Genomic DNA, 23,783 nt, shown 5'->3' with positions numbered 1-23,783 from the left:
GGCGCGTTGCCGGCAGTTCCAGCCATGCCGGTGCAAGTCTTGTACAGGAAGCCGCCGTCGGGCTGGGCAGAGCCACCTTTGGGCCTGTCGTACCCCCAAGCGAGACGGCTTTGCGTTAAGCTGGCGCCGCCGCCGTCTACTCCGCAGGTCAGAGCTTTGGATCCGTCGTCTCGTCGTCATTGGATCAGCGATCTCAGCAGCAGGATCCGCGCTCGCCCGGCATTGGCCTACAGCCTCGCGCTGCTGGCGTTCGGCCTGGCCCTGGCGGCACGCTTCGCCCTGGTGGACGTCCTGTTGCAGGGCTTTCCCTACCTGACCTTCTTTCCCGCCGTCATCCTGACCGCCTTCTTCTGCGGCAGCGGCGCCGGTACCCTGTGCGCCGTGCTGTCCGGCCTGGCCGCCTGGTACTTCTTCATCCCGCCGGGCTGGACCTTCGTCGTCGGTCCCCAGGGCGCCCTGGCGCTGGCCTTCTACGTGGTCATCGTCAGCGTCGACATCGTGCTGATCCATTACATGCACACGGCCAGCGCCCGGCTGCGCGCCGAGCAGCAGGTGATCCGCGACCTCTACGACGTCCAGACCACGATGTTCCAGGAGTTGCAGCACCGGGTCGCCAACAACATCCAGTTCATCGCCTCGCTGCTCATGCTGCAGCAACTCAAGTTGCCCGGCGACAGCCAGGCGTCCCAGGCCCTGGAAGAGGCCCGCTCACGACTGGAGAGCATTTCGCGTATCCACCGGCGCCTGCACGACCCCGCCGATGCCGATCAGCCGGTGGCCCACCACCTGCAGCTGCTGACCAGCGATCTGCTGGCCGCCGCGGGACAGGCCAACGTCTCCTGCGCCATCACCGCCGAACCGCTCAATTTCGACCTGCCCCGCCTGACCACCCTGTCGATGCTGGTGGCCGAGGTGGTGACCAACTCCCTCAAGCACGCCTTCGACGCCAGCCAGCGCGGCCTCATCAGCATCAGCCTGCAGCGCGGCGACGATCAGCAGCTGCTGTTGCGTATCGCCGACAACGGCCGCGGCATGCCGCAGCAGTTCAATCCGCGTACCAGCCAGCGCCTGGGCTTCAAGATCATCAACAGCCTGGCCGAACAGCTCGGCGGCGAGGCCCGCTACCGCAACGACAACGGCACCGTGGTCGAAGTACAGCTGGCCGCCTAGGCCCAGAGGGATCGAGTCCACCCGGACGCGCCTAAAACCCTATACAATGCGCGGCTTTTCCAGCCAGGTGCTCACACCATGACCGCTTTGCCGCCCTGCCCCCGCTGCGCTTCCGAATACACCTACGCCGACGGCGACCAGCTGATCTGCCCGGAATGCGCCCATGAATGGACGCCCGGCGACGCTGGCGCCGCGGACGAGGCCAAGGTGATCCGCGATGCGGTCGGCAATACCCTGCAGGACGGCGATACCGTCAGCGTGATCAAGGACCTCAAGGTCAAGGGCTCGTCGCTGGTGGTCAAGGTCGGCACCAAGGTCAAGAACATCCGCCTGGTCGACGGCGACCACGACATCGACTGCAAGATCGATGGCATAGGTGCGATGAAGCTCAAATCCGAGTTCGTCAAAAAGGCCTGATCGTCGTGCCGGGGTGTTCCCTGGCGGAGCGATGCCCTACCCTTGAGGCTCTTTTTTTCCTGCCAAGGACTCTTCATGTCTCAGCGCTTCCTCCGCCCGGCCCTGTTCCTCGCGCCCCTGCTGCTCGCCGGCCAGGCCTTCGCCCAGTCCGCGCCCAACAACGCCCAGGAACCCCAGCCGTCGGTCACGGAGAAGTATGGCGACTGGCAGGTGATCTGCCGCATCGCCCGCAACGTGGACCGTTCCGTGCAGCTGTGCGCCATCACCCAGCAGAAGGACAGCGCCAAGGGTCAGCGCATGCTGGTCACCGAGCTGCGTCCCAATCGTGAAGGCGTGGACGGTATCCTGGTGCTGCCCTTCGGCGTGGCGGTGACCAAGCCGATCTCGCTGCAGATCGACAAGCGCAGCCTGGAGAATCGGCCCTTCCACACCTGCATCCCCCAGGGCTGCGTGGTGCCGGTGGAATTCGTCGGTGACGTCTTCAAGCAGCTGCAGCGCGGCGGTCGCCTGACCGTGACCACCCCGGTCGCCAACGGCGAGACCGCCAGCGAAAGCCTGTCGCTCAAGGGCTTCTCCAAAGCCTACGACCGCGCCAAGGAACTGACCAAGCCGCTGTAAGGCCCGCTCAGGGCGCTGCCGGCTGCTGCGCAGTGCCGCTGGCGGCGGCGCGCTCCACTCTCGACTCTAGGGGACGCCTGGTCGAAGGCGCTACTGCACCGGCAGGAAATTGATGAACAGCAGACTCTGGGCGTAGTTGACGCCGATGCGCCGATAGCGCTCGTCCAGCAACTGGGCGAGCAGGTCCAGGCGGGCGACGATCTTGCCGAATTCGGTGGCGAAGCTGAGGTTGCTGCCCTCCTCCGAGATCTCGTTGGCGAACAGCAGGGGTTCGCCCGCGGCGTTCTTGCGCTGGCCGAGCAGCCAGGTGGCCTTCTCGATGTTGCGCGCGGCGTTGTTGACGAAGCGCGCATCCACCACGTCGGTGATATAGAACTCGGTGCGATTGCCGTGGGCGGCGATGATCATGCTGCCGATGGCATAGATGAAGGCGCCGACGCGATCGCCGCGGTAGTCATCACCCAACACGTAGCTCAGGGCCGCCACGTCCTTGCGTCCGCCCAGCGCCGGCAGGCTGCGCCGTTGCTCGATGGCCATACGGATTTCGCGCTCGGCACTGGCCGCATCGGGCAGCCCGGTCTTTTTCCATTCGGCCGGATTGCGCAGATAGAGCTTGTTCATCAGCAGATAGAGGCTCTGCAGATTGGCCTGCATGGCGAGGGTGGCCATGCGGTCGGAGCTGGTCTGCAGGAATTCGCTGGGGCGGGTCTTGCCGAATTGCCGGGCGATGTCCTGGGCGGACTGACTGGTGCAACCGGTCAGGCTCGCGAGCAGCAGGCCAATCACACACCCGAGATGGGCGACGGCTGTGAAGGGGGTGGCAGACATGGGGACTTCGGCGGCTGGGGGCAGCCGAAGGGTAAAGCCTTCCCCGGCCGGCCTGCTGTGCGGCAGGCCAAGGAATGGGCTTTTCTAGCGGTCAGCCGTTGCTGGGAAAGGCAAACTGCGAAGCCTCCTGGGCCTCGCGCTGCGGCCAGCGCTGGGTGATGGTCTTGCGCCGGGTGTAGAAGCGCACACCGTCGGGGCCATAGGCATGGAGGTCGCCGAACAGCGAGCGTTTCCACCCGCCGAAGCTGTGGTAGGCCACCGGTACCGGCAGGGGTACGTTGATGCCGACCATGCCCACTTCGATCTGATCGGCGAACAGCCGTGCCGCTTCGCCGTCGCGGGTGAAGATGCAGGTGCCGTTGCCGTATTCGTGGGCGTTGATCAGGGCGATGCCCTCTGCAAGGCTCTTGACCCGCACCACGCAGAGCACCGGGCCAAAGATCTCTTCCTTGTAGATGCGCATCTCCGGGGTGACCTGATCGAACAGGCAGCCGCCGAGGAAGAAGCCGTCTTCATGGTCGGCGACCTTGAGGCTGCGGCCGTCCACTACCAGCTTGGCGCCCGCGGCGACGCCGTCGACGACATAGCCGGTGACCTTGTCCAGGTGCGCGCCGGTGACCAGCGGCCCCATGTCCAGGCCGCACTGGGTGCCCGGGCCGACCTTGAGCTTTTCGATCTCCGGCACCAGCCGGGCGATCAGGGCATCGGCGACCTGGTCACCGACGCAGACCGCCACCGAGATGGCCATGCAGCGTTCGCCGCAGGAGCCGTAGGCGGCGCCCATCAGCGCATTGACGGTGTTGCCGAGGTCGGCGTCCGGCATGACCACCGCATGGTTCTTGGCGCCGCCCAGCGCCTGGACGCGCTTGCCCTTGGCGGTGCCGCGGGCATAGATGTATTCGGCGATGGGGGTGGAGCCGACAAAGCTCAGCGCCTTGACCTCGGGGGCGTCGATCAGGCCGTCCACGGCTTCCTTGTCGCCATGCACCACGTTGAGCACGCCCTTGGGCAGACCGGCTTCCTCGAACAGCTGGGCAATGGCCAGGGTGGAGCTGGGATCGCGCTCGCTGGGCTTCAGGATGAAGGTGTTGCCGCAGGCGATGGCCAGCGGATACATCCACAGCGGCACCATGGCCGGGAAGTTGAAGGGGGTGATGCCGGCCACCACGCCCAGGGGCTGGAAGTCGGACCAGGTGTCGATGCTCGGACCGGCATTGCGGTTGTATTCGCCCTTGAGCAATTCGGGCGCGGCGGTGGCGTATTCGACGTTCTCGATGCCACGGCGCAATTCGCCGGCGGCGTCTTCCAGGGTCTTGCCGTGCTCTTCGCTGATCAGCTGCACCAGGCGCGCTTCGTTGCTTTCCAGCAGTTGCTTGAAGCGGAACAGCACCTGGGCACGCTTGGCCGGCGGGGTGTTGCGCCAGGCCGGAAAGGCGGCCTGGGCGGCATCGATGGCCTGTTGCAGGGTGGCGGCATCGGCCAGAGGCACTTCGCGGATCACCGCGCCGGTGGAGGGGTTGTAGACCGGTGCTCGGCGGCTGCCGCCGTCGACCAGTTGGCCGCCGATGAGATGCTTGAGGCTCATGAGGGACTCCTTGTACAAGAGGTGGGCGCTCCGCGGCGGGAGCGCTGAAAAAGGGATCAGTCGAGGCGATTGAGGACGTCACCGACGGCGGCGAAGACGCGGTCCAGGTCCTCGATCTTGGCGTTGAAGGTGGGCCCGAATTGCAGGGTGTCGCCGCCGAAGCGGACATAGAAACCGGCCTTCCACAGGGCGATGCCGGCCTCGAACGGGCGGATCACCGCATCGCCATCGCGCGGGGCGAGTTGCAGGGCACCGGCCAGGCCGCAGTTGCGAATGTCCACCACGTGCTTGGCGCCCTTGAGGCCATGCAGCGAAGCTTCGAACTTGGGCGCCAGCTCGGCCGCCTGTTGCACCAGGTTCTCCCGCTCCATCAGCTCCAGCGCGGCCAGGCCGGCGGCGCAGGCCACCGGATGGGCCGAGTAGGTGTAGCCATGGGGGAATTCCACCATGTGTTCGGGCGTGGCCTGGTTCATGAAGGTGTCGTAGATGGCACTGCTGGCGATCACAGCGCCCAGGGGCACGGCGCCGTTGGTGACCTGCTTGGCCACGTTCATGAGGTCCGGCGTCACGCCGAAGAACTCGGCGCCGGTGTGGCGGCCCATGCGGCCAAAGGCGGTGATGACCTCGTCGAAGATCAGCAGGATGTCGTGCTGGGTGCAGATCTCGCGCAGGCGCTGCAGATAGCCCACCGGCGGCACGATCACCCCGGCCGAACCGGACATGGGCTCGACGATGACGGCGGCGATGTTGGAGGCATCGTGCAGCTCGATCAGCTTGAGCAGCTCGTTGGCCAGCTCCACGCCACCGGTCTCGGCCATGCCCCTGGTAAACGCCAGGCCCGGTTGCAGGGTGTGCGGAAGGTGGTCGACGTCCATGAAGGAGCCATACAGCTTCCGGTTGCCGCCGATGCCACCCAGGCTGGTGCCGGCGATGTTGACGCCGTGATAGCCGCGGGCCCGGCCGATCAGCTTGGTCTTGGCCGGCTGGCCCTTGATGCGCCAGTAGGCCCGCGCCAGCTTGACCGAGGTATCAGCGCTCTCGGAGCCCGAACCGGTAAAGAAGACATGATCGAGACCGGCCGGAGTCAGTTCGGCCATCTTCTCGGCCAGTTGGAAGGACAGCGGATGGCCGTACTGGAAGCCCGGCGAATAGTCGAGGGTGCCCAGCTGCCGTGCCACGGCCTCCTGGATCTCCTTGCGCGAGTGACCGGCGCCACAGGTCCAGAGGCCGGAGAGACTGTCATAGATGCGTCGGCCCTGATCGTCCGTCAGCCAACTGCCCTCGGCGGCCACCACGATGCGCGGATCCTTCTGGAAGGCGCGATTGGCGGTGAAGGGCATCCAGTGGGCGCGCAGATTGAGCTGGGCGGCGACAGGAGGGGAAACGGTCAGCGGCTGGTTCATGACGGGGTCTCGGGCGGTGAAGTCGAGTCTGCAGAGTGCGCCCGGTTTTGCGTGAGTTAAAGGGTTTTTTTCTCACGCTTGGATATCTTGAAACTCACCCTATTGGCGAGAGTGCTCAACCAATCGAGACTTTCTTGCAGGGGAAAACGTCTCTCATTGATCGGATACTGGAATGGATGAAACCCCCTTTCCAGAGGCGATCATCCGTGCCAACTCTGCACCGCCGAAACATCTTGAAACCAAGAAAATTGATTAGTAATCAGTGACTTGCCTGAAACAATTTAAGCTGGCCGCCTGCCACCGTAGTCCCGTGGCGCAGAGGCCCCCTCGCCTCACCTCTTTTCCCGGCGCGTAGTCCTGCCGGGCGCGGTAGCCTGTCCGCCGTCTCTACCGCGCATTCAATCTTCCGCTTTCGCCAACCCGTGCCCCTCTCCCGAGGCAGAGCGCGTGGTTTACCTATTCCCCAAGGAAACCTCTCCCATGCTGATTCAGCTCAACTGGATCCGCGGCCTGGCGGCCGTTCTCATCGTTTTCCACCACATAACCGTGGGCAGCTACCAGACCACCGAACACCAGCAGATCGCCCTGAATCTGCTGTCGCTGGAAACCACCTGCATCTTCGTAACCCTGTCCGGCTTCTTCTTTCGCTACAACCTCGGCAAATACAGCTACCAGGTCTACCTGAGCAAGAAGCTGCAGAACGTCATCCTGCCCTACCTGCTGATCTCGATCCCCGCCGTGCTGCTCTATGTCTCCGGACTCAAGCAGGAACACGAATGGATCGACATGAACGCCTTCCATGACTGGCCGCCCTTCGCCCAGACCGCCCTGCTGCTGGCCACCGGCGCCCACCTCGGTCCGTTGTGGTTCATTCCCGCGCTGACGCTGATCTTCCTGCTCGCGCCGGTCCTCGAATGGATCGTCAAGCATGGCCTGCTGCCGGCAGCGACCATGATCGGCCTGCTGTATTTCCTGGTGTCCGACCGTCCGGCCAACGATGCCGATCCGCTGCTGGCGGCGCTGCATTTCCTGCCAATCTACCTCTGCGGCATGCTGGCCTGCGAACAGCGCGAGCGCCTGCAACGACCCCAGGCGCGCTACTGGCTGCTGGCGGCCCTGGTGCTGCTGAGTGGCGCGGCGGTGCTCGACAGCGCCTTCTATGGCCTGCAGAAACTGGTGCTGTGCCTGCTGCTGTTCGCCGTCTTCAGCCAGCGGGTCAAGACGCCGGAAGGTGCCGACAGCCGCCTGGCCAAGGGCATGGCCCTGCTCGGCGCCTACAGCTTCGCCATCTACTTCCTGCACGGCTACCTGGCTGGCGCCTACCGGGTGCTGGGGCGCCTGCTGGGTGAGCAGAATTTCGCCCAGTACCTGGGGACCCGCCTGTGCCTGACGCTGATCACCCTGCTCTGCTGCATCGCCGCGGTCTGGGTGGTCAAGCAGGTCACCCAGCAGCGCAGCCGGGTGCTGATCGGCGCCTGAAGCCGGTCGCTGGCGCCGCTCCCGACGGCGCCTTATGCTGTCCCGCATTTGCGGTGGCAGCCATGAAGACGACGCGCAAGGCCCTGCTCGCCCAGGTCGGCGATTTCGAGATCCGCCTGCTGCGACTGTTCAAGACCGTGGTGGAATGCGGCAGCTTCACCGCCGCCGAAGGCCGGCTGGGCATCACCCGCTCGGCCATCAGCCTGCACATGAACGATCTGGAAAAACGCCTGGGCATGCGCCTCTGCCAGCGCGGGCGCGCCGGTTTCTCCCTGACCGACGAAGGCCGCGAGGTGCTCAAGGCGAGCCAGTCGCTGTTCGCCGCCCTGGAAGGCTTTCGCAGCGAGGTCAACCAGCTGCACCAGCACCTGCGCGGCGAGCTGAACCTGGGCATCATCAACAACCTGGTGACCCAGCCGCGCATGCGCATCACCCATGCCCTGGCCGCGCTCAAGCGCGCCGCGCCGGGGGTGGTGGTCAACATCGGCATGACCCTGCCCGGCGAGATCGAGACCGGCGTGCTCGACGGCCATCTGCACCTGGGCGTGCTACCGCTGATCAATGCCCTGGCCGGGCTGGACTATCTGCCGCTCTACGAAGAGCGCGCCCTGCTCTATTGCAGCCGGGCCCATCCACTGTTCGCGGTGGCCGATGTGGCGCTGGACGAAAGCGTCCTGGCCGCCCAGGACGCGGTCGGCCCCAACCATCTGCTCAACCAGGACGGCCACGAGCGCCATGCCGCGCTGAATTGCACGGCGCGGGCCTCGGATCGCGAAGGCGTGGCCTTCCTTATCCTCACCGGTTGCTACATCGGCTACCTGCCCGACCACGTCGCCCAGCCCTGGGTGGTGCAAGGACAACTGCGCGCCCTCAATCCCGAACGCTTCCATTTCGACACCACCCTGGCCGCCGTCACCCGCAAGGGTCGGCGACCGAATCTGGTGCTGGAGCGCTTTCTCGAAGCCCTGGCCGAAACGGTCTAGTTGGCGCTTCGGGTCGGGCGGACGACGATCTCGTTGACGTCCACGTCGTCCGGCTGCTCGATGGCGTAGCGCACCGCGCGGCCGATGGCATCGGGTTGCAGGGCGATGGCGCGGTAGCTGTCCATCATCGCCCGGGCGGCGGGATCGGTGATGGTGGACGCCAGCTCGCTTTCCACCACGCCCGGATGGATGCAGGTGACCCGCAGATCGTCCCGCTCCTGACGCAGGCCTTCGGAGATCGCCCGCACCGCATGCTTGGTGGCGCAATAGACCGCCGCCGTGGGCACCACCGACAGGGCGCCGATGGAGCCCAGGTTGATGATGTGTCCAGCGCCGCGGGCGGTGAATCCCGGCAGCACCGCGGCGATGCCGTTGAGCACGCCCTTGATGTTGACGTCGACCATCTGCATCCACTCTGCGGTCTTGAGCGAGGCCATGGGCGACAGCGGCATGATGCCGGCGTTGTTGACGATGACGTCCACCCGGCCCCAGCGTTCGCGCGCCGCCTGGGCGAAGGCGGCCACGTCGGCGCTGTCGGTGACGTCCAGTCGGCGGCAGGCGGCCTCGCCGCCCGCAGTGTTGATCTCGGCCGCCAGGGCTTCCAGCCGCTCACCGCGGCGGGCACCGAGCAGGAGCTTGCAGCCGGCCGCGCCCAGTTCGCGCGCGATGCCCGCACCTATGCCACTGGAAGCGCCGGTGATGAGTACGACCTTGTCGATAGCCATGGAGTGTTCCTCTCGAAATGGGATGGTTTGCCCGGACGATCTGCTCGTCGGCTGCCTGCCCTGTCGGCACGGCGCCCTTACAGGCTTGCCACTACCTTAGCGAGGGGCCATTGTCGTGATAACTCCCCCTTCCCTGACTGCCATGGTTAGCTGGACTTACCAATGCCTAATGATCTGAATCTGCTCAAGGTCTTCACCGTGGTGGCCACGGCCGAGAATTTTCGTGTGGCGGCCGATCGCCTGGGCGTCAGTCGCTCGGCGGTCAGCCAGGCCATTCGCCGTCTGGAAGACGAATTGGGCAGTTCACTGGTCCAGCGCACCACCCGCAGCGTGCGTCTTACCGAAGCGGGCGAACGCCTGCAGCGACAGGTCGCCGGGCCCCTGGCCGGGCTGCTGGGTGCCCTGGAAGACGCCAGTCACGCCGGCCCACCGCGCGGATTGTTGCGGGTCGCGGTCACCTCCATCGCCGAGCGCTTTCTCGACGGGCCGCTGCTGGCCAGCTTCGTCGAGGCCTATCCGGAGGTGACCCTGGACATCACTGTCACCGACGAGGAATTCGATATCGTCGCGCGGGGTTTCGATGCCGGCGTGCGGCTGGGCGAGGTGATCGAGCAGGACATGATCGCCATCCCGGTGACCGGGGCGCAGCGCGAGGTGGCCGTGGCGACCCCGACCTACTTCGCCCGCCATGGCCAGCCCCGGCACCCGCGCGACCTGGCGAACCACCGCTGCATCGGCTGGCGTCCGGCTCCGGAAGTGGCGCCCTGGCGCTGGGAATTCAGCGAGGACGGCCGCGCCTTCGACGTGGCCGTTTCGCCGCGGATCACCACCAACGACATGCTGCTGATGGTGCGCACCGCCCTGGCCGGCGGCGGCATCACCTTTGGCATGGAGGACACCTTCCGGCCCTATCTGGCACGTGGTGAACTGGAGCGGGTGCTGGACGACTATCTGCCGCCCTTTCCCGGCTTCTACCTCTACTATCCGAACCGCCACAACCTGGCGCCCAAGCTGCGGGCACTGGTGGAGCATGTGCGGGAATTTAGGGAGCAGAAGGAGGGGTAGCGCGGGGTTTGGGCTACCCTCACCCCGGCCCTCTCCCGGAGGGAGAGGGGGCGCCCGCCTGATACCGCGTAGCGTGGAAAACGTCGCAGCCTTTTCCACCTGAAGCTAATTCAGACCTGTTGGGCTTCGACGGTGGAGCTGTCTCAACCCAACCTACAGGACAAGCAGGTTGGGTTGAGCACAGCGAAGCCCAACCTCACCAACCAGCCATCAGGCCCCCAGGATCCACTGATCGATGGCCTGGGCCAGGCCATCTTCCTGGTTGCTGGCCGTCACCCGGTCGGCTGCTTCGCGCACCGCCGCCCCGGCCTGGCCCATGGCGATGGCCAGGCCCGCCTGGCGGAACATGGGCACGTCGTTGCTGCCATCGCCAATGGCCGCGGTGCGCGCCACGGGTACGCCCGCGGCCTGGGCCAGTTCGATCAGGGCGTCGCCCTTGTTGGCCTTGGGATGGGTGATGTCCAGGTAATAGAGCTGGGAGCGCAGCACCGTGGCGCCCTCGCCCAATCGCTCACCCAGTTCGCCCTCCAGGGCTTCCAGGCCGGCGTGATCGCTGCCGGCAGCGACGATCTTGTCGACGCGATCCAGGTAGGGTTCGAAGGAGTCCACCACGGTCGGTCCATAGCCCAGTGCCCGGGTCTCGCGGGGGACGTAGGGCCCCTCCCCGTCGCGGGTCAGCCAGAGGTCGTCGGCGAACAACCAGACTTCGAAGGCCTCGCGATCCAAGCGCTCCAGCACCTGGCGCGTCACCTGCTCGGCGAGGCGGTGGGCGCGGATCAGGATGCCGTCCGCTTCCACCAGATTGCCGCCGTTGAAACCGGCCACCGCCTGGTCAATGCCCAGTTGCCGCACCAGCGGCAGTAGCGCCCGTGGCGGGCGGCTGCTGACCAGGGTGATGGCCTTGCCGGCCGCCTGCAGGCGCTTTACCGCGGCGATCACCGCCTCGCTCAGGCTCTTGTCGTCACGCACCAGGGTGCCGTCGATATCCGACACCAGCAGGTCGATGGGGATCAGGTCAGCGGATGCCATGAGCGGCCGTCCTTCTGCAGGAGTTCATCGGCACCGGCGGGACCGGCACTGCCCGCGGCGTAGCTTTCCACTGCGCCGCCCTGTTGCCAGGCGTCGAGGAAGGGTTGCACGGCGCGCCAGCCGTTCTCGATGTTGTCGGCGCGCTGGAACAGGGTCTGGTCGCCGATCAGGGAGTCGTAGATCAGGGTTTCGTAGCCTGTGGAGGGCTGCATCTCGAAGAAATCGCTATAGGCGAAGCCCATGCGGATGTTCTCCAGTTCCACCAGGGGTCCCGGGCGCTTGGCATGGAAATCGAACCACATGCCTTCGTCGGGCTGGATCTGGATGATCAGGTAGTTGGGCCGCATCCGGTCGATCTTGGTGTCGCGGAACTGGGCATAGGGCGCGTGCTTGAAGCAGATGGCGATCTCGGTATCACGCGCGGTCAGGCGCTTGCCAGTGCGCAGGTAGAAAGGCACCCCGGCCCAGCGCCAGTTGTCGACGAACAGCTTGAGCGCCACATAGGTCTCGGTCTGGCTCTCGGGATCGACCCGCTCTTCCTCGCGATAGCCTTTGACGGGCTTGTCGTTCATCGTCCCGGCGGCGTACTGGCCACGTACCGAGTTGGCCAGGGCCTCCTCGGTGGTCTGGGGACGGATGGCGCCGACCACCTTGGCCTTCTCGTCGCGCACCGAGGTGGCGTTGAAGGAGGCCGGCGGCTCCATGGCGACCATGGCCAGCAGCTGGAACAGGTGGTTGGGCACCATGTCCCTGAGGGTGCCGGTCTTTTCGTAGAAATCGCCCCGCGACTCCACGCCCACGGTCTCGGCCGCGGTGATCTGCACATGGTCGATGTAGTGGTTGTTCCAGAACGACTCGAACAGGGCGTTGGAGAAACGGCTGACCAGGATGTTCTGCACCGTCTCCTTGCCCAGGTAGTGGTCGATTCTATAGATCTGCTTTTCCTCCATGTTCGCCAGCAGGCGCTGGTTGAGCGCCTGGGCGCTGGCCAGGTCGGCGCCAAAGGGCTTTTCCACCACCAGCCGGCGATAGGCGTCTTCGCGCTCTTCCAGCAGCCCGGCCTTGCCCAGGTGCTCGGCGACGTCGCCGAAGAAGCGCGCGGCGGTGGCTAGGTAGAAGACGGCGTTGTCGGTGTCGGCCTGGGCGATGCGCTCGGCCACCGCCTGGTAGGTGGCGTCTTCGAGGAAGTCGCCTTGCAGATAGCGGATGCGCCCACGCAGCTGGCCCCAGAGATCGGCATCCAGCGCCTCGTCCCGGGACTTGCCCTTGGCTTCGGCCTGGTCGCGGATGAAGGCTTCCAGCCGGTCGGCGAAACCTTCGTCGGTGTTGGGGTTGTGATCGACGCCGATGATCTGGGTGCGGTCGTCGAGCAGACCGTCACGCAGGAGGTTGGACAGCGAAGGGATCAGCAGTCGCTTGACCAGGTCGCCATTGGCGCCGAACAGAAAGAGCGTGGCCGGCGGTGCGGTGGGCGCCTTGGTGCAGGAGCGGCGCTCCTGGGCGGCGGTGCTGGGGGTGACGGCAGGAGAATCGGTCATGACAGGGCCTTATCCGCGAGGGCGGCTGATGCCGTCCCCCGGGACGCGGCCCGTGGCCGCTCCGCAGGGGAACGGCCGGGGTTTTATTGCGGGATTTCGACGTGGCCGCCGAAGCCGAATCTCATGGCAGACAGCAGCTTGTCGGCGTAGGTGGCTTGCTGGCGGGAGCGGAAACGCGCATAGAGGGCGGCGGACAGGACGTTGACCGGTACCGCTTCCTCGATGGCCGCCTCGATGGTCCAGCGACCTTCGCCGCTGTCGGCCACGGAGCCGGAGAATTTCTCCAGGGCGACGTCGCCAGCCAGGGCCTGGGCGGTCAGGTCCAGCAGCCAGGAGGACACCACGCTGCCACGTCGCCAGACCTCGGCGATGTCGGCCAGGTCCAGGTCGAAACGCTCGTCTTCCGGCAGCTTGTCGCTGTTCTTCATCTTGAGGATGTCGAAGCCCTCGGCATAGGCCTGCATCAGGCCGTACTCGATGCCGTTGTGCACCATCTTGACGAAGTGACCGGAACCGGCCGGACCGGTAAAGATGAAGCCGCGCTCGGCACGCTCGTCCGGGGCGTTGCGGCCACGGGTACGCTCGATGCTGCCATAACCGGGGGCCAGGGCTTCGAAGATGGGCTCCAGGCGCTCGACGGCTTCGGACTTGCCGCCGATCATCATGCAGTAGCCGCGCTCCAGGCCCCAGACGCCACCGGAGGTGCCGACGTCGACGTAGTCGATGCCCTTCTCGGCCAGGGTCTTGGCGCGACGGATGTCGTCCTTGTAGTAGGTGTTGCCACCATCGATGATGACGTCGCCGGGAGCCAGGCGGTCGGCCAGCTCGGCGATGGTCTGCTCGGTCGGCTCGCCGGCCGGCAGCATGACCCAGATGGCCCGCGGCTGAGCCAGGGCGGCGATGACACCGTCCAGGCTGTCGGCGGTGACGGCGCCTTCCTTGCCGAGGCCGGCCACGGTTTCGGCACTGCGGTCATAGACCGCGACTTCATGCCCATGCTTCATCAAACGCCGTGCGATGTTGCCGCCCATGCGGCCCAGTCCGATGATTCCCAATTGCATGCTGATGACTCCTTGAGGTCAGGCGACCGCCGCCTCGACCAGTTCGACGATTTGTTGCAGGCCGGCGTCGATGTCGCCGCCCTTGATATGCACGCGCAGGTAGCGCCGTCCCCGTTCGGCCAGCACCTCGAGGTCGCCCTTGGCCTGGGCGGCCTCGACGACACCAAAGCTCAGACTCCGCCCTGGAATCTCCAGGTCGTTCTGGGCATCGGCGGTAATCTGGATGAACACACCCGAGTTCGGACCGCCCTTGTAGGCCTGTCCGGTGGAGTGCAGAAAGCGGGGGCCGAAGCCGCCGACGGTCGCTACGCGCTTGCTGTCGCGAATGCTATCACGCATGGCGCTCAAGGCCTCCTCATGCACGGCATTGCGCTCGAGATAGGCCAGCACGGCGAGATAGTCGCCGGGCTGCAGGCGCGCCAGGTGCGCCTTGATCGCCGCGCGGGCGGTGTCCTGCCCCTGCAGGTCGGCATCGCCGAACAGGGCCAGAGTACCCTCCTCAAGCAGCGGCTCGTCGCCGGCGAGACGTCCTTCGCGTTCGTAGCCGTCGGTAAGGGCGCGGGTCTTGATCTTGCTGGCTTCCACGTCGGGCTGATCGAAGGGATTGATGCCGATGACGGCACCGGCCACCTCGGTCGCCACCTCCCAGCGGAAGAATTCCTGGCCGATCAGTTCGGCGCGGGCGAGACGGATGTCCACCACCGGATGCCCGGCTGCGGCCAGGGCCTGCAGGCGACGGTCGCGCTCGGCGTCTTCTTCGCCCGCCAGCACCAGGCTGACGAACACCCGATCCGCCCCATAGACGGCTGGCTCGCCGAGCGGCTCCAGGTCCACCGGGATGATGCCCTTGCCCTGCTTGCCGGTGCTCTCGGCGAGCAACTGCTCCAGCCAGGCGCCCAGGCTGGCGACACCCGGCGAGGCGATCAGGGTGACCTTGTCGCGTCCGGCACGCACCGCCTCGCCCAGGACCACGCCCAGGCGGATGCCGGGATTGATGGCCGGTGGCGCACTGGGGCTGCAGGCCAGCACCATGGGCTGGGTCACCTGGAAGAAATCGGCCACCGAATGGCCGAGCAGCGCCAGGGGCACCATGCCAAATACCGACAGCACCGAATAGCGTCCACCTATATGGGGATCGCCCTGGAAAATAGCCCGGTAGCCCTCGGCCGTGGCACTGGCTTCGAGCTTGGAGCCGGGATCGGTAATGGCGACGAAGCGCCGCTGGGCTGCTTCCGCACCCAGGGCCTGCTCGACGGCCTTGTGGAAATAGGCGCGCAGGATTTCTGGCTCCAGGGTCGAGCCGGATTTGCTCGAAACCAGGAACAGCGTCCGGTGCAGGTCCAGTTGCTCTTCCAAGGCGGCGATCTGCGCCGGATCGGTGGAATCGAGCACCTTGAGCGTGAGCCCGCCTGGCGCGGTGCCCAGGGTATTGGCCAGCACCTCCGGACCCAGGCTCGAACCGCCCATGCCCAGCAGCACCACGGTATCCAGGCCCTCTTGCCGGGCCGCTTCCGCCAGGGCTGCCAAGGCTTTGGGGTCAGCCTGACGGCCCTGGGCCGCGGCCAGCCAACCGACCCACTGGTCTTCGTCGCGACCGGTCCAGAGCGAGGCATCGCCCTGCCACAGCCTACGGGACCAGCCTTCACGGCGTGCCTCGTCGAGACGCTTTTCCACCGCTTCATTCAGCGCATCGGGCAGGCGATAGTCCGCGGTATTCAGGCGCTCACCCAGAAAATCGAGGCGCTTCTGGCCGACCGCGCCCAGCAGCGCATCGGCGGCGTCCTCGAACTGGCGGGCACCGTCCTTGACCAGCCGCTTGGCCACGCCATCCAGGTCCAGCCCGAAACGGGCCGTCGCATCCACCACGCGCTGCGCGGCTTCGATGTCGGTGCTCAGCATGGGAGCCGCCGTGCCATGGTCACGGAAGGCATCCATGGTTTTCGGCGGCATGGTGTTTACGGTATCCGGCCCGATCAGTTGGTCGACATAGAGGGTATCGGGATAGGCCGGATCCTTGGAGCCGGTGGAGGCCCACAGCAGACGCTGCGGGCGCGCGCCCTTGGCTTCCAGGACCTTCCAGCGCGGCGACTGGACCAGCCGCAGGTAGTCCTGATAGGCCAGCTTGGCGTTGGCAATGGCGACCTTGCCACGCAGCCCGCCCAGCTCGGCATTCTCTCCCTTGCGCTCGTCGATCAGCTTGTCCAGCACGCCATCGACCCGGCTGATGAAGAAGCTGGCCACGCTGGCGAGACGGGAGATGTCTTCACCGCGATGCAAGCGGGCTTCCAGACCGGCGATATAGGCCTCCGCCACCGCCATATAGGCGTTGCGATCGAATAGCAGAGTCACATTGACGTTGATCCCCTCTTCAATCAGCTTGCGGATGGCCACGGCACCCTCGGGCGTACCCGGCACCTTGACCATGAGGTTGGGTCGGTCCACCGCCTGCCAGAGCCGGCGCGCCTCTTCCAGGGTGGCACGGGTATCCAGCGCCAGATAGGGCGAGACCTCCAGGCTCACGTAGCCATCGCGGCCTTCGAGGCGATCATAGACTGGCCGCAGGATGTCGGCGGCCTGCTGGATGTCCTCGATCGCCAGATGCTCGTAGACATCCACCGGCTCGGCATCGGCCTTTTCCAGAAAGGCCTTGAGGCTGGCGTCATAGTCACTGCCATGCCCCATGGCCTTCTCGAAGATCGACGGGTTGGAGGTAACGCCGGTGAGGCCGTCGCGCTCGATCAGCTTTTGCAGTTCACCCTTGGCGAGGAATTCGCGGCTGACGAAATCGAGCCAGACCGCCTGGCCCTGCTCCGTCAGCTGTTTGAGTGGATTGCTCATTTGGCACTCCCGGAGCGTTGCGCCTGCTCCTTGGCCAGCTTGACCACGTTTTCCACGGTGTAGCCGTATTTGGCCTGCAGCTTGCCGATGGGCGCCGAGGCCCCGAAGGTGCTCATGGTCACCGAGGCACCCTTGCGCCCGATATAGCGCTCCCAGCCGAGGGGACCGGCCTGCTCGATGGCGACGCGCCCCAGCACCTCGTCGGGCAGCACGGACTGCTTGTAGGCCTCGTCCTGCTCTTCGAACAGTTCCCAGCAGGGCATGGAGACCACACGCGCCTTCACCCCTTCGCTCTTGAGTTGCTCATAGGCCTGCATCGCCAGGCCCAGTTCGCTGCCGGTAGCCATGAGGATCACCTGGGGCTTGCCGCCCTCGGCATCGGCCACCACGTAGGCACCCTGAGCGACCCCTTCGGCACTGGCGTACTTCGAACGATCCAGGGTCGGCAGCGGCTGGCGCGACAGCACCATGCAGGAGGGTCTGTTGGTCTGTTGCAGGGCGATCTTCCAGGCCTGCACGGCTTCGTTGGCATCGCCCGGACGCAGGGTCAGCAGGCCCGGGGTAGCGCGCAGTTGCGCCAGGTGCTCGATGGGCTGGTGGGTCGGGCCGTCTTCGCCGACGCCGATGGAGTCGTGGGTGAAGACGAACACCACGGGCAGCTCCATGATGGACGCCAGGCGGATCGGCGGCTTCATGTAGTCGCTGAACACCAGGAAGGTGGCGGTGAAGCTGCGCAGGTAGCAGAGCGCCATGCCATTGGCGATGGAGCCCATGGCATGCTCGCGGATGCCGAAGTGCATGTTGCGCCCCGAAGGCTCCCGCGCTGAAAAGCTGCCGGCGCCGTCGAACTTGAGGTTGGTCTTGGTGGACGGCGCCAGGTCGGCGGCCCCCCCGACCAGCCAAGGAATCTGTTCGGCGAAGGCATTGAGCGCCTTGCCGCCGGATTCGCGGGAGGCTACGCCCTTGGCGTCGGCGTCGAAATTGGGCAGTTTGGCGTCCCAGCCCTCCGGCATCTCGCCGGCACGCATGCGCTGGAGTTCGTCGGCACGGCGCGGATCGTCCTGGCGCAGACGGTCGAAGGCGCGATTCCAGTCTTCGTAGAGACCACTGGCCCGTTCCAGCAGGGCATCACGCAGGTGATGACGGGCTTCGTCGGGAACCAGGAAGTCGGCATCTTCCGGCCAGCCGTAGGCCTTCTTCGCCAGCTTGATCTCGTCGGCGCCCAGCGGCTCGCCGTGGGCCGCCGCGGTGTTCTGCTTGTTGGGCGCGCCATAGCCGATCAGGCTGTCGACCACGATCAGGGTCGGCTTGCCGGTGTTGCCCTTGAAGCGATGCAGGGCGGCGGCCAGGGCCTCGGCGTCGTTGGCATCCTTGACGTGCAGGGTGTGCCAGCCATAGCCACGGAAGCGCTCGGCCACGTCTTCGCTGAAGGCCAGCTCGGTGTGGCCTTCGATGCTGATGGTGTTGTTGTCGTAGATCCAGCAGAGGTTGTCCAGCCCCAGGTGGCCGGCCATGGACGCCGCCTCGCCGGTGACGCCTTCCATCATGTCGCCGTCGCCGCAGAGGACGTAGACGTCATAGTCGAACAGGGTCACGCCCGGCTGATTGAAGCGCGCCGCCAGCCACTTCTGCGCCAGTGCCATGCCGACGCTGTTGCCGCAGCCCTGCCCCAGCGGACCGGTGGTGGTCTCGATGCCAGTGGTCATGCGGTACTCGGGATGGCCCGGGGTCTTGGAATCCAGCTGACGGAATTGCTTGATGTCCTCCAGGCTGACCGCTTCCTTGCCGGTCGCGGTGCCGTGCTCGTCGATCTCCTTGACGCCTGCGAGATGCAGCAGCGAATAGAGCAGCATGGAGGCATGGCCGACCGATAGCACGAAGCGGTCGCGGTCGGGCCAGTCCGGATGCTCGGGGTGATAGCGGAGGAAGCGGCTCCACAGCGTATGGCCGACCGGGGCCAGGGCCATCGGCGTACCAGGGTGGCCGGAATTGGCCTTCTGTACCGCATCCATGGACAGGGTACGGATGGTATTGATGGTCAATAGGTCGGCGTTGGAGCTGGAAGGTGCGGTGGAACCCATGGCAAGCGTCCTCGTGCTGGCAGGCGCGCCACCCGCGGCAAAAACGGCAAGCACCGTCCATGAAACCGTTTTCAGCACAAGCAGCGCCTAGGAGAAGAAAGCAAAGCGGCCGGACGGGGTCCGGGACGGCGGGGGCAAGCTTCCTCTGCGACCCCACGCCGCAGTCGCGATCCTTTCTCTAGAACAGCGCCTTAGACGGTTGGTTCCCTCTGAGTAGATAGCCGGCTATCGACTTGCGCGCTCAGCAACCGGCGAGCAATTCCTGCTCCACGTCCAGCCCGGCATCACGCATTTGCGCCAGCTTGTACCTGAGGGTGCGAGCACTGATGCCCAGGCGCTCGGCGGTCTCCTTGCGGCGGCCGCGTTCGGCCTTCAGGGTATCGAGGATCACCTGGAATTCCCGATCGCGCAGATCGGCGTCCAATGGACGCATGGCTTCGGCCACGCCCGCCGTCGGTACGGGCGCTGCGACAGGCGTCTGGGAGACACCGGTCGCCAGCCAGTGCAGTCCGAAATCCTCGGCCTGGAGCTGGTGGCCCGGTTGCAGGATCAGCGCCCGCTGCACGGCATTGTCCAATTCGCGCACATTGCCCGGCCAGGGATGCTCGGCCAGGGCCTGGCGCGCGGCGGCGCTCATGGCCGGTACCGGACGATTCATCCGCGCGGCCTGAACCGCCAGCAGCCGTTCGGCCAGGGGCACGATGTCGGCCGGTCGCTCGCGCAGCGGCAGCCAGGCCAGCGGAAAGACCGACAGTCGATAGAAGAGGTCTTCACGGAAGCGCCCGGCAGCCACCTCCTCCGCCAGCCTGCGGTTGCTGGTGGCCACCACGCGGATGTCCAGCGCCAGCGGCTTGCACGCTCCGACCCGCTCCACCTCGCGCTCCTGCAGGACCCGCAGCAGCTTGGCCTGCAGCCCCAGCGGCATCTCGGAGATCTCGTCCAGGAGCAGGGTACCGCCCTGGGCCAGTTCGAACTTGCCCGGCTGGGCGGCGATGGCGCCGGTGAAGGCGCCCTTCTCGTGCCCGAAGAGGATGGCTTCCAATAGGTGATCGGGGATGGCCGCGCAGTTGACCGCCACGAAGGGGCCGTCCGCCCGCGCCGATTGATCGTGGATGAAGCGCGCCAGTACCTCCTTGCCGGTGCCCGACTCGCCGGTGATGAGCACCGTGGCCTCGCTCCGGGCGACCCGGCTGGCCAGCTCCAGCAACTGCCGACTCTGGGGATCGGCCGCCACCGGCTGACGCGCACCGGGCGCGCGGCGCCCCTGGGGGCAGCAGCGCGCCAGTGTGTCCAGCAGCAGGCGCGGCTCGAAGGGCTTGACCAGATAGTCCGCCGCCCCGCCGCGCATGGCCTCGACGGCGCGTTCGATGCTGCCGAAGGCGGTCATCAGCAGCACCGGCAGCGCCGGATCGCGCAGCCGGATACTGGCCAGCAATTGATGACCGTCGATGCCGGGCATGTTGACGTCGCTGATCACCAGGCCGAAGGGCTCCTCGGCCAGCGCCAGCAATGCCGCTTCACCGCTGTCCACGGCGCGATAGCGGTAACCGCCGAGCTCCAGGGTATCGGCCAGGGCTTCGCGCAGGGCGCGGTCGTCTTCCACCAGCAGGATGGGCAGGGTCATGCCTATGTCTCCTCGCTCGCCAGCAGGGGCAGGATGAAGGTCACCACCGTGCCACGCCCCACCCGCGAGCGCACGGTCAGCCGGCCGCCGTGGGCCTTGGCCATCGCCAGGGCGACCGGCAGGCCGAGACCGGTGCCGGTGGTCTTGGTGCTGAGAAAGGGCTCGCCCAGGCGCTGCTGGACCGCCAGCGGAATGCCGGGACCGCTGTCGCTGATCGCCAGGCGCAACTCGCCGTCACGGCGATGAAGATGCACCTTGAGTCGTCCCGGGCGGCCACTGCCCGCCATGGCCTGCAGGGCGTTGTGGATGAGGTTCAGGGCGGCGCCCACCAGCATGTCGCGGTTGCAGGCGAGCAGTCCGCCCTGGGCATCCAGTTGCCAACGCACGGGGCAGTCGCCGAGATGAGGGGTCGCCGCCTCGCGTAGGGCAGCGAACAGCGCGCTGGGGGTCAGTCGATCCGCCAGGGGCAATTCGCCGCGAGCGAATACCAGCATGTCGCGGACCTGGTTTTCCAGTTCGTGCAGCCGCTCCTTGAGCCGTCTGGCGAAGCGTTGTTGCTGCGCCAGGGCCAGGCCGCCCTCCTCCAGATGGCTGGCATAAAGCAGCGCTGCGGTCAGCGGGGTACGGATCTGATGCGCCAGCGAGGCCATGGTCCGACCCAGCGCCGACAGCCGTTCATGCCGCGCCAGTTCGCCCTGCAGGTGACGGGTTTCGGTGAGGTCGTTGAGCAGCACCAGCTGTCCCGGCTCGCCATCCAGGGAGCGGATGGCGATAGACAGCCGCCGGCCGTCGCGCAGGGACACCTCGTGGCCGTCGTCATGACGCGGGGCAAAGGCCCGGGCGATCACCGTACGCCACAGCTCGCCTGTCAGAGGCTCACCGAGCAGGGCCTGGGCCACGGGGTTGGCATCACGCACGCGCCCGGCGCCGTCCAGCACCACGATGCCGGCGGGCAAGACGTCGAGCAGATTCTGCAGCCGACTGGCCAGGCGCTCCTTTTCCGCCAGCTCCTGCAGACGCTGGGCAGACACCCATTCCAGTTCGCCCTGCAACGAATTCATCCGGGCTTCGAGCAACTGGAAGGATTCGCTCAGCTGGCGCGACATCTGCCCCAGGGCTTCACGGGCCTGCGCGGAGGCGGAAGCCTCCACGGCAGCGTCGGCAGGGACAGCGGAAGAAAGGGCTTGCGCAGGCATCGGCTGGGGCTCGCGACGGACAATTGACATTGTCCAGGCTGGAGCAAGACCCATGCCGCCCCGGTGCCAAAGCGCCGTAGCGTGGAAAACGGCATGGCCTTTTCCACTTGCCACGCTAAAAAATAAGGTGGATGAGGCTGCGCCGTCATCCACCCTACGTTGACCCATTCAGCGCTACAGAGGGTTCGCTAGATCTCTTCGTCGAACTCGTCGTCGCGACGGCCCATGCCGTACTTGCGCATCTTCTCGACCAGGGTGGTCCGGCGGATGCGCAGTCGCTCGGCGGCACGTGCCACCACGCCACCGGCATCGTCCAGCGCCTGCTGGATAAAGCTCTTTTCCAGGTTGGCCAGGTAGTCCTTGAGATCCAGGCCTTCGCTCGGCAGCAGCGCCGAGGACGACACCTCGACCGTCCCGATCCCGGCCATGGCTTCGCGCTCCTGCAATTCCTCGCGAAGAGACTCCACCATGGGATCGGCTTCATCTTCCACGTAGCGGAACTTGAGCGGCAACTCGGCCACGCCGATGACGCCATAGGGATGCATGATCGCCATGCGTTCCACGAGGTTGGCCAGTTCGCGGACATTGCCCGGCCACTCGTGGCGGCACAGCGACATGATGGCCGCCGAGTTGAAGCGGATGGAGCCCCGCTTCTCGTGTTCCATCCGCGCGATCAGTTCGTTGATCAGCAGCGGGATGTCTTCACCCCGTTCGCGCAGCGGCGCCATGTCGATGGGGAAGACATTGAGGCGGTAGTAGAGGTCTTCGCGGAAGGTGCCGGCGGCGATCATCTGCTCCAGGTTCTTGTGGGTCGCCGCGATGATGCGCACGTCCACGCTCTGGGTCTTGTTGCTGCCTACCCGCTCGTAGGTCCGTTCCTGCAGCACGCGCAGGAGCTTGACCTGCATGGGCAGCGGCATGTCACCGATCTCGTCGAGGAACAGGGTGCCGGTGTTGGCCAGTTCGAAACGACCGGCGCGACTGGTGATGGCGCCGGTGAAAGCACCCTTCTCGTGACCGAACAGCTCGCTTTCCAGCAACTCTGCCGGAATGGCGCCGCAGTTGACCGGCACGAAGGGCGCCTCGCGGCGCTTGGAGTGGAAGTGCAGGTTGCGCGCCACCACCTCCTTGCCGGTACCGGATTCGCCGAGGATGAGTACCGTGGCCTCGGTATCGGCCACCTGCTGCATCATCTTGCGCACGCCCTGGATGGCGCGACTGGTACCCACCAGGCTGCGAAACAACTCGGGCTCGCGCTGACGCCCGCGATCCCGAGCCTGGTCGTACATCTCGCGATAGACCTGGGCGCGGTGCAGGGAATCCAGCAGCTTGTTGTAGGCCAGCGGGTACTCGAGGGAGACCAGCACGCGGCGGCGGACATCGTCCGGCCACTCCGGCTGCGCCGCTTCGCCGAGCAATAGAAGCGGGACCATCTCGTCCCAGGCCACCACCTGCTTGAGCAGCTCGACGCTGTTGCCGCGGCTGTCGACGCGACCGACCAGCACACAGCTGACCTGCCGACTGCTGTCGAGCGCTTCGAGGGTGGCCTGCCAATCGGAACTGGTGCAGGCGAGATGAGCTTCGCCGAGAAAATCGAGAATGACCGAGACCGCCTTGCGCCGCTCGGCTTCATCGTCGATCAGAAGGATCTTGGTTTCACGCCACTTGTCCCTGCCCCAATTCGGCTTGTCGGTTCGCTACGCGCAGGTGTCGCCTGCATCCAAGTGCCAACTGGTCGGCATCTTGCGCAAGTTAAGACAAATTGTGATGCGGGGTCAATTTTATGGCGGCGAAATATCCAAACTTTGAATTACCGTCCAACAGATGACAGTCAACCGAACAGTTGATAGACCTTGGCGGCCTGATTCGACTTGTTGAGCTTGGTCAACTCCTGGGCGGTAGCGTCCCGCTCTGCCTTGCAGCTCTGCAGCAGGGAGGCATAGAGCGCCAGCAGGCGCTCGAGGCTGGCACGCAGGGCTACGGCCTCGTCCCCCGTGGCATACATGGCTTCGTCGACGAACAGCCGGCAATCCAGATCCAGCTCGGCGATCCGCGTCCAGTCTCCGGCCTTGAGCGCAGCGGCCATCTGCTCATAGACGAGCTCGACGCGTTCCACCGGGGTCTTTTGCATGGCGACGTTCAT

The 23,783-nt window shown here is 66.0% G+C and carries 20 protein-coding genes; 7 read left to right on the top strand and 13 right to left on the bottom strand.

The genetic code is table 11. From position 1 onward, the window contains the following. Positions 1–156 precede the first annotated feature (156 nt). From POR01S_RS00475 to POR01S_RS00465, 3 genes are all read left to right on the top strand, one after another. Complete coding sequence (locus tag POR01S_RS00475; RefSeq protein ID WP_042132982.1) at positions 157–1,170, top strand: sensor histidine kinase; 1,014 nt, start codon at positions 157–159, stop codon at positions 1,168–1,170. A gap of 78 nt (positions 1,171–1,248) precedes the next feature. Further along, a complete protein-coding gene (locus tag POR01S_RS00470; protein ID WP_042132980.1) occupies positions 1,249–1,587 on the top strand; it encodes a zinc ribbon domain-containing protein YjdM in 339 nt (112 codons plus the stop codon). A gap of 75 nt (positions 1,588–1,662) precedes the next feature. Then, a complete protein-coding gene (locus POR01S_RS00465; protein WP_042132979.1) occupies positions 1,663–2,205 on the top strand; it encodes an invasion associated locus B family protein in 543 nt (180 codons plus the stop codon). A 90-nt stretch (positions 2,206–2,295) separates the two neighbouring features. Here POR01S_RS00465 and POR01S_RS00460 read toward each other — a convergent pair whose 3' ends face one another. From POR01S_RS00460 to aptA, 3 genes are all read right to left on the bottom strand, one after another. Next, complete coding sequence (locus POR01S_RS00460; RefSeq protein ID WP_042132977.1) at positions 2,296–3,033, bottom strand: hypothetical protein; 738 nt, start codon at positions 3,031–3,033, stop codon at positions 2,296–2,298. A gap of 91 nt (positions 3,034–3,124) precedes the next feature. Continuing rightward, entirely contained in the window at positions 3,125–4,618 is a 1,494-nt protein-coding gene (locus POR01S_RS00455; RefSeq protein ID WP_027601673.1) for a CoA-acylating methylmalonate-semialdehyde dehydrogenase, read from the bottom strand. Positions 4,619–4,674: 56 nt separating this feature from the next. After that, the gene (aptA, locus tag POR01S_RS00450; protein ID WP_042132975.1) at positions 4,675–6,021 is read right to left on the bottom strand and encodes an omega-aminotransferase AptA; all 1,347 of its coding nucleotides are present in this window, start codon (positions 6,019–6,021) and stop codon (positions 4,675–4,677) included. A gap of 480 nt (positions 6,022–6,501) precedes the next feature. On the opposite strand from aptA, the gene POR01S_RS00445 reads away from it, so the two are divergent. Both POR01S_RS00445 and POR01S_RS00440 read left to right on the top strand, forming a co-directional pair. Beyond that, positions 6,502–7,500: an acyltransferase family protein gene (locus tag POR01S_RS00445; protein WP_042132973.1), complete on the top strand. Its 999-nt coding sequence runs from the start codon at positions 6,502–6,504 to the stop codon at positions 7,498–7,500. 62 nt (positions 7,501–7,562) lie between these two features. Continuing rightward, positions 7,563–8,483 carry a LysR family transcriptional regulator gene (locus POR01S_RS00440; RefSeq protein ID WP_027601670.1) on the top strand — a complete coding sequence of 307 codons (921 nt, stop codon included), beginning with the start codon at positions 7,563–7,565 and terminating at the stop codon, positions 8,481–8,483. Here POR01S_RS00440 and POR01S_RS00435 read toward each other — a convergent pair. Continuing rightward, positions 8,480–9,208, bottom strand: a complete 729-nt coding sequence (locus POR01S_RS00435; protein ID WP_042132971.1) for an SDR family oxidoreductase — start codon at positions 9,206–9,208, stop codon at positions 8,480–8,482. The two genes, POR01S_RS00440 and POR01S_RS00435, sit on opposite strands and share 4 nt — an antisense overlap. A 162-nt stretch (positions 9,209–9,370) precedes the next feature. Here POR01S_RS00435 and POR01S_RS00430 point away from each other — a divergent pair, with 162 nt between their 5' ends. Continuing rightward, positions 9,371–10,273 (top strand): LysR family transcriptional regulator, encoded by a 903-nt coding sequence (locus tag POR01S_RS00430; protein WP_042132968.1) that lies wholly within the window; start codon positions 9,371–9,373, stop codon positions 10,271–10,273. 210 nt (positions 10,274–10,483) lie between these two features. Here POR01S_RS00430 and POR01S_RS00425 read toward each other — a convergent pair whose 3' ends face one another. The 8 genes from POR01S_RS00425 to POR01S_RS00390 form a co-directional block, all read right to left on the bottom strand. Then, positions 10,484–11,302 (bottom strand): Cof-type HAD-IIB family hydrolase, encoded by an 819-nt coding sequence (locus tag POR01S_RS00425; RefSeq protein WP_042132966.1) that lies wholly within the window; start codon positions 11,300–11,302, stop codon positions 10,484–10,486. Then, complete coding sequence (gene zwf, locus POR01S_RS00420) at positions 11,284–12,840, bottom strand: glucose-6-phosphate dehydrogenase (protein ID WP_042132964.1); 1,557 nt, start codon at positions 12,838–12,840, stop codon at positions 11,284–11,286. The genes POR01S_RS00425 and zwf overlap by 19 nt, the downstream gene beginning before the upstream one ends. A gap of 83 nt (positions 12,841–12,923) precedes the next feature. After that, positions 12,924–13,901, bottom strand: a complete 978-nt coding sequence (gene gnd, locus POR01S_RS00415; protein WP_007160419.1) for a phosphogluconate dehydrogenase (NAD(+)-dependent, decarboxylating) — start codon at positions 13,899–13,901, stop codon at positions 12,924–12,926. Positions 13,902–13,919: 18 nt separating this feature from the next. Next, positions 13,920–16,739, bottom strand: a complete 2,820-nt coding sequence (locus tag POR01S_RS00410) for a bifunctional transaldolase/phosoglucose isomerase (RefSeq protein WP_042132962.1) — start codon at positions 16,737–16,739, stop codon at positions 13,920–13,922. Beyond that, a complete protein-coding gene (gene tkt / locus POR01S_RS00405; protein ID WP_042132960.1) occupies positions 16,736–18,820 on the bottom strand; it encodes a transketolase in 2,085 nt (694 codons plus the stop codon). Before tkt ends, POR01S_RS00410 begins: the two co-directional genes overlap by 4 nt. Positions 18,821–19,061: 241 nt before the next feature. Further along, a complete protein-coding gene (locus tag POR01S_RS00400) occupies positions 19,062–20,444 on the bottom strand; it encodes a sigma-54-dependent transcriptional regulator (protein WP_042132958.1) in 1,383 nt (460 codons plus the stop codon). A 2-nt stretch (positions 20,445–20,446) separates the two neighbouring features. After that, a complete protein-coding gene (locus tag POR01S_RS00395; protein ID WP_042132956.1) occupies positions 20,447–21,640 on the bottom strand; it encodes a sensor histidine kinase in 1,194 nt (397 codons plus the stop codon). A gap of 188 nt (positions 21,641–21,828) precedes the next feature. Then, positions 21,829–23,289 carry a sigma-54 dependent transcriptional regulator gene (locus POR01S_RS00390; RefSeq protein ID WP_042132953.1) on the bottom strand — a complete coding sequence of 487 codons (1,461 nt, stop codon included), beginning with the start codon at positions 23,287–23,289 and terminating at the stop codon, positions 21,829–21,831. Between POR01S_RS00390 and POR01S_RS23605 the strand changes: the two genes are divergently transcribed. Continuing rightward, on the top strand, positions 23,240–23,449 hold the full coding sequence (locus POR01S_RS23605; RefSeq protein WP_162180667.1) for a hypothetical protein: 210 nt from the start codon (positions 23,240–23,242) through the stop codon (positions 23,447–23,449). The genes POR01S_RS00390 and POR01S_RS23605 overlap by 50 nt on opposite strands. Positions 23,450–23,471: 22 nt before the next feature. On the opposite strand, the gene POR01S_RS00385 is transcribed toward POR01S_RS23605, so the two are convergent. Further along, entirely contained in the window at positions 23,472–23,783 is a 312-nt protein-coding gene (locus POR01S_RS00385; RefSeq protein ID WP_027598011.1) for a flagellar protein FliT, read from the bottom strand.

It is taken from the genome of Pseudomonas oryzihabitans NBRC 102199 (genome assembly GCF_000730625.1).
GTDB classification, from domain to species: Bacteria; Pseudomonadota; Gammaproteobacteria; order Pseudomonadales; family Pseudomonadaceae; genus Chryseomonas; species Chryseomonas oryzihabitans.
The sequence above is the reverse complement of the archived record's forward strand: the minus strand, read 5'-3'. Positions and strand labels throughout refer to the sequence as shown.

What these genes read in the sequence shown, in the direction of transcription:
- POR01S_RS00430 (WP_042132968.1), top strand. Translation starts at nt 9,371, where the DNA reads ATGCCTAATGATCTGAATCTGCTCAAGGTCTTCACCGTGGTGGCCACG.
- POR01S_RS00410 (WP_042132962.1), bottom strand. Translation starts at nt 16,739, where the DNA reads ATGAGCAATCCACTCAAACAGCTGACGGAGCAGGGCCAGGCGGTCTGG.
- zwf (WP_042132964.1), bottom strand. Translation starts at nt 12,840, where the DNA reads ATGACCGATTCTCCTGCCGTCACCCCCAGCACCGCCGCCCAGGAGCGC.
- POR01S_RS00465 (WP_042132979.1), top strand. Translation starts at nt 1,663, where the DNA reads ATGTCTCAGCGCTTCCTCCGCCCGGCCCTGTTCCTCGCGCCCCTGCTG.
- POR01S_RS00435 (WP_042132971.1), bottom strand. Translation starts at nt 9,208, where the DNA reads ATGGCTATCGACAAGGTCGTACTCATCACCGGCGCTTCCAGTGGCATA.
- POR01S_RS00395 (WP_042132956.1), bottom strand. Translation starts at nt 21,640, where the DNA reads ATGCCTGCGCAAGCCCTTTCTTCCGCTGTCCCTGCCGACGCTGCCGTG.
- POR01S_RS00400 (WP_042132958.1), bottom strand. Translation starts at nt 20,444, where the DNA reads ATGACCCTGCCCATCCTGCTGGTGGAAGACGACCGCGCCCTGCGCGAA.
- POR01S_RS00445 (WP_042132973.1), top strand. Translation starts at nt 6,502, where the DNA reads ATGCTGATTCAGCTCAACTGGATCCGCGGCCTGGCGGCCGTTCTCATC.
- POR01S_RS00455 (WP_027601673.1), bottom strand. Translation starts at nt 4,618, where the DNA reads ATGAGCCTCAAGCATCTCATCGGCGGCCAACTGGTCGACGGCGGCAGC.
- POR01S_RS00470 (WP_042132980.1), top strand. Translation starts at nt 1,249, where the DNA reads ATGACCGCTTTGCCGCCCTGCCCCCGCTGCGCTTCCGAATACACCTAC.
- POR01S_RS00425 (WP_042132966.1), bottom strand. Translation starts at nt 11,302, where the DNA reads ATGGCATCCGCTGACCTGATCCCCATCGACCTGCTGGTGTCGGATATC.
- POR01S_RS00460 (WP_042132977.1), bottom strand. Translation starts at nt 3,033, where the DNA reads ATGTCTGCCACCCCCTTCACAGCCGTCGCCCATCTCGGGTGTGTGATT.
- tkt (WP_042132960.1), bottom strand. Translation starts at nt 18,820, where the DNA reads ATGGGTTCCACCGCACCTTCCAGCTCCAACGCCGACCTATTGACCATC.
- POR01S_RS00440 (WP_027601670.1), top strand. Translation starts at nt 7,563, where the DNA reads ATGAAGACGACGCGCAAGGCCCTGCTCGCCCAGGTCGGCGATTTCGAG.
- POR01S_RS23605 (WP_162180667.1), top strand. Translation starts at nt 23,240, where the DNA reads ATGACCGAGACCGCCTTGCGCCGCTCGGCTTCATCGTCGATCAGAAGG.
- aptA (WP_042132975.1), bottom strand. Translation starts at nt 6,021, where the DNA reads ATGAACCAGCCGCTGACCGTTTCCCCTCCTGTCGCCGCCCAGCTCAAT.
- POR01S_RS00385 (WP_027598011.1), bottom strand. Translation starts at nt 23,783, where the DNA reads ATGAACGTCGCCATGCAAAAGACCCCGGTGGAACGCGTCGAGCTCGTC.
- gnd (WP_007160419.1), bottom strand. Translation starts at nt 13,901, where the DNA reads ATGCAATTGGGAATCATCGGACTGGGCCGCATGGGCGGCAACATCGCA.